Source organism: Melaminivora alkalimesophila, assembly GCF_000282995.1.
Taxonomy (GTDB): domain Bacteria; phylum Pseudomonadota; class Gammaproteobacteria; order Burkholderiales; family Burkholderiaceae_C; genus Melaminivora; species Melaminivora alkalimesophila.
The window spans coordinates 1-4,597 of the sequence record NZ_ALEE01000605.1 but is presented as its reverse complement, the minus strand read 5'-3'; the positions used below and the strand labels follow the sequence as shown (position 1 = coordinate 4,597).

Annotated in this window: 4 protein-coding genes; 3 read left to right on the top strand and 1 reads right to left on the bottom strand. The window is 72.8% G+C overall.

The genetic code is table 11. From position 1 onward, the window contains the following. Window positions 1-665, top strand: a 665-nt coding sequence (locus tag A612_RS11860) for a YggS family pyridoxal phosphate-dependent enzyme (protein WP_019374690.1), incomplete at its 5' end; no start/stop codon positions are given. Here the strand turns inward: A612_RS11860 and A612_RS11855 are convergent. Continuing rightward, entirely contained in the window at window positions 653-1,351 is a 699-nt protein-coding gene (locus A612_RS11855) for a TetR/AcrR family transcriptional regulator (protein WP_420891029.1), read from the bottom strand. The genes A612_RS11860 and A612_RS11855 overlap by 13 nt on opposite strands. Before the next feature lie 67 nt (window positions 1,352-1,418). Between A612_RS11855 and A612_RS11850 the strand changes: the two genes are divergently transcribed. Then, window positions 1,419-3,017 (top strand): AMP-binding protein, encoded by a 1,599-nt coding sequence (locus A612_RS11850; protein ID WP_019374688.1) that lies wholly within the window; start codon window positions 1,419-1,421, stop codon window positions 3,015-3,017. A gap of 130 nt (window positions 3,018-3,147) precedes the next feature. Continuing rightward, window positions 3,148-4,597, top strand: a 1,450-nt coding sequence (locus A612_RS11845; RefSeq protein WP_019374687.1) for an acetyl-CoA carboxylase biotin carboxylase subunit, incomplete at its 3' end; no start/stop codon positions are given.

Genomic DNA, 4,597 nt, shown 5'->3' with positions numbered 1-4,597 from the left:
CGCGCGCGCGGCGACCGGCGGGCGAGGTGGCGCTCTTGGCCGTCTCCAAGACCTTCGGCGCTGAGGCGGTGCTCGCCGCCGCCGGGGCGGGCCAGCGGGCCTTCGGCGAGAACTATGTCCAGGAGGCGGTGGCCAAGATGGAGGCCGTGCGCGCCCTGGACCCGCAGCGGGCCGAGGCGCTGCAGTGGCACTGCATCGGCCCCATCCAGAGCAACAAGACGCGGCTGGTGGCCGAGCATTTCGACTGGGCGCACACGCTGGACCGCCTGAAGATCGCCCAGCGGCTGTCGGAGCAGCGGCCTGCAGGGCTTGCGCCACTGAGGGTGTGCATCCAGGTGAACGTGGACGGCGGCGCCAGCAAGTCGGGCGTGGCGCCCGCGCAGGCGCTGGAGCTGGCGCGGGCGGTGGTGCAGCTGCCGGGCCTGGTGCTGCGCGGCGTCATGGCGATTCCCGAGCCGGCGCCGGACTTCGAGGCGCAGCTGGCGGTGCATCGGCAGGTGCGCGCCGTGTTCGACGCCATCGCGGCCTCGGGCGCGCCGGGCCTGGGGCGCTTCGACACGCTGTCGCTGGGCATGACCGGCGACCTGGAGGCGGCGATCGCCGCCGGCAGCACGCTGGTGCGCGTGGGCAGCGGCATCTTCGGCGCGCGCAGCTACCCGGCCTGAGCGCCCGGCGCGGGGGCGATGCTGCCGCGCAGTCCGAGCACCCGGCAGGCGAGCGGCGCCAGCTCCGCCACCATCGCCTCGGGCGACAGGCGCCCATCGGGGCGGTACCACTGGTAGAGAAAGCCCGGCAGGCTGCAGGCGGCCTGGGCGGCGATGCGCACCTCGCCGATGTCGAACCAGCCCTCGGCGCGGCCTTCTTCCAGCAGGCGGCACAGGCGCGCGTAGAAGTGGTTGGCCAGGCGCTTCTGCGCCGCGACGAAGCGGGGCGTGTAGACCTGCGGCTCGCGGTAGGGGAAGAACGCGGCCGGGTAGTGCGCCAGGGTGGCGCGCACCAGTTGTTCCACGCCGGCCACGACTTTCTCGTGGGCGGGGCGCCGGTCGTCCGCGGGGAAGTCCAGCACCGTGAAGCAGGCCACCGCCGGGCGCCAGCTCAGCAGCTCGAAGATCTCCAGCTTGCTCCCGAAGTAGTAGTACACGTAGGGCTTGGTCACGCCCAGCGCCTGCACGATCTGCTCCATGGTCGTGCAGGCGTAGCCCTGCGCCGCGAAGAGCTGCTCGGCTGCCGCCAGGATGCGCTCGCGCTTCGGCTCGCTGCCGGGCGTGTCGGCGCGCTGGCGGCCGCGCGCGCGCGTGCCGGGGAAGGCCAGCATGTCCTCGGGAAGCCCTGTCACCTGCGTTATACCCATGGGTAGCATTGTGGGCGCGGGCCGCTTATGCTGGCAAGCACCGAACCATCGACAGGAGACAGAACCCATGACCGAGCCCCAGCCCCTGCACGAACACCTGCGCCGCCACGCCCGCGCGACCCCCGAGGGCACCGCCATCGACTGGTACGGGCGGCGCATCACCTGGGCGGAACTTGATGCGGCGAGCGACGCCTTCGCGGCGCGCCTACAGGCGCTGGGCGTGCACAAGGGCGAGCCGGTGGCGCTGTTCCTGAACAACTGCCCGCAGTACCTGATGGCGCACTACGGCATCCAGAAGATCGGTGCCGTGGTCTGCCCCTGCGGGCCGCTGAACAAGGAGCACGAGCTGCAGTACCAGCTGGACGACCTGGGTGCGCGCGTGCTGGTGGCGGCCGAGGTGCTGCTGCCGGTGGTGGAGCGGGTGCGTGCGCACACGCGCCTGGAGCATGTCTTCGTGGTGCGCCACGGCGAGCTGCTGCCAGAGGCGCCGGACATCGCCGTGCCGGCCGAGCTGGAGGCGCAGCGCGCCGCCGGCCAGCCGCTGCCCGAGGGCGGCGAGGATTTCCTGGCGGTGGTCGCCAGTGGCGGGCGGCCGGCGCCGGTGGCGCTGTCGATGGATGATCTCGCGCTGATGACCTACACCTCGGGCACCACGGGGATGCCCAAGGGCGCGATGCTGAGCTATGGCAATGCGCTGTTCAAGACCCGGGCGGCCGCGCAGTGCAATGGCGTGGCGCCCGAGGACCGGTTGCTGGCCGTGGCGCCGCTCTACCACATCGCGGGCATGGTCATGGGCGTGAACCTGCCGGTCTACAGCGGCGCGGCCATGACGCTGCTCTACCGCTTCGACGCGGTCGGCGTGGCCGAGGCGCTGGAGCGCCGGCGCATCACCTGGTGGTACAGCATCGCGCCGATGAACGGTGCGCTGATGCAGATGCCGGATGCGCGCGGGCGCGACTGGAGCGCGCTGCGCAGGAACGCCGTGACCAGCTTCGGCTTTGCCTGGACCGAGGCGCTGGCGCGCCAGTGGCAGGCGTTCGCGCCGAACTGCACCAGCCACGAGGCGGCCTACGGCCTGAGCGAGACGCACACGGTGGACACGGCCATGCCGGCGGACGCCATCCGCTGGGGCACGCAGGGCCGGGCCGTGCCGGGCAACGAGATCCGCATCGTCGATCCGGGCACGGGGGAGCCGTTGCCGGTGGGCGAGCAGGGCGAGATCGTGGTGCGCGGGCCGGGCAATTTCCTGGGCTACTGGAACAAGCCCGAGGCCACGGCGCAGACCTTGCGCAATGGCTGGGTGCACACCGGCGACATGGGCCGGCTCGACGCCGAGGGTTACCTGACCTTCCTCGGCCGTTTCAAGGAAATGATCAAGGTCTCGGGCTACAGCGTCTTTCCCGAGGAGGTGGAGTCCATCCTGAACCGGCACCCGGCGGTGGCGCAGTCCGCGGTCATCGGCGTGCCGGACGCCGAGAAGGGCGAGGTGGTGCGGGCCTTCCTGGTGCCGAAGCCGGGGCAGGCGATCGACGCCGAGGCCTTCATCGCCTGGTGCCGCGAGCACATGGCGCCCTACAAGGCGCCGCGCGAGCTGCGCGTGGTGGATGCGCTGCCGGCCACCGGTGCCGGCAAGGTGCTGCGTCGGCTGCTCAAGGATGCTGGTTGAGCGATGAGCCGAGAGATAGCCATGTTTAAGAAAATCCTGGTCGCCAACCGCGGCGTTCCCGCCGCAGGCGGGGCGAAGCAAATCGCCCTGGCGCGCGCCAGCGCGCTGGCGATGAGCCGCGAGGGAGCCCATGTTTAAGAAAATCCTGGTCGCCAACCGCGGCGAAATCGCCCTGCGCATCGTGCGCGCCCTGCACGATCTGGGAGTGGCAAGCGTCGCCGTGCATGCGCAGGACGACGCCGGCGCGCCGCACGTGCAGGCGGCCGATACGGCCGTGGCGCTGCCCGCCAGCGGCCCGACCGCCTACCTCGACGGTGCGCGCCTGATCGCCATCGCCCAGGCCGAGGGCTGCGACGCCATCCATCCGGGCTATGGCTTCCTGAGCGAGCGTGCGGACTTTGCCCAGGCCTGCGCCGACGCCGGGCTGCGCTTTATCGGTCCGACGCCGGCGCAGCTGGCGCTGTTCGGCGACAAGGCGCGCTCGCGTGCGCTGGCGGCGGAGCTGGGCGTGCCGCTCATGCCGGGCAGTGGCGGGGCTGTGACCCGGGAGGAGGCGCAGGCTTTCCTGGCCGCGCAGGACGGCGCGGGCGTGATGCTCAAGGCGGTGGGCGGCGGCGGTGGGCGCGGCATGCGCGCGGTGCGCAGCGCCGCGGAACTGGACGATGCCTGGGAGCGCTGCCGGCGCGAGGCCCAGGCCGCCTTCGGCGTCGATGGCCTGTACGTGGAGCGGCTGATGGAGGGCGCGCGCCACATCGAGGTGCAGGTGCTGGCCGACGGCCAGGACGCCCTGGCGCTGGGCGAGCGCGAATGCACGCTGCAGCGGCGCTTTCAGAAGCTGGTGGAGATCGCTCCCAGCCCCTCGCTGCCGCCGGCGCTGCGCGCGCAGCTCGGCGCGGCGGCGCTGGCGATGGCGCGCGCCGTGCGCTACGAGGGCCTGGGCACCTTCGAATTCCTGGTGGACCTGGACAGTCGCACGCTGCCGTTCGTCTTCATCGAGACCAACGCGCGCCTGCAGGTCGAGCACACGGTGACCGAGGAAGTCACGGGCGTGGACCTGGTGCAGGCGCAGATCCGGCTGGCGGCGGGCGCGCGGCTGGCCGACCTGGGGCTGGATGCGGCAGCGCCCCCGCCTGTGCGCGGCTGCGCCATCCAGTGGCGCATCAACGCCGAGCAGCTCGATGCCCAGGGGCAGGCACTGCCGGGCAGCGGCGTGCTGGCGCGCTTCGACCTGCCGAGCGGCCCGGGCGTGCGCGTGGATACGCATGGGGTGGCCGGGCGCAGCCCGTCGCCGCACTACGACACGCTGCTGGCCAAGCTGATCGTGCACGCGCCGGCCGGCTTCGAGGCGGCGCTGCGGCGCTCGCGCCGGGCGCTGGCCGAGTTCCGCATCGAGGGCCTGGCGACCAACCTGGCGCTGCTGCGCGCGCTGGCCGTGCGGCCGGAGGTGCAGGCGCAGCGGGTGCACACGCGCTGGCTGGAGTCGGTCCTGCCGCAGCTGCTGGACGAGGCCGGGCGCATCGCCACGGAGGAAGCCAGCGCCGAGGCCGCCCCGGCGGCCGGTGCCCTGGGGGCCACCGCCG

Coding starts and splice junctions, on each gene's coding strand:
- A612_RS11850 (WP_019374688.1), top strand. CDS start 1,419: ATGACCGAGCCCCAGCCCCTGCACGAACACCTGCGCCGCCACGCCCGC.
- A612_RS11855 (WP_420891029.1), bottom strand. CDS start 1,351: ATGGGTATAACGCAGGTGACAGGGCTTCCCGAGGACATGCTGGCCTTC.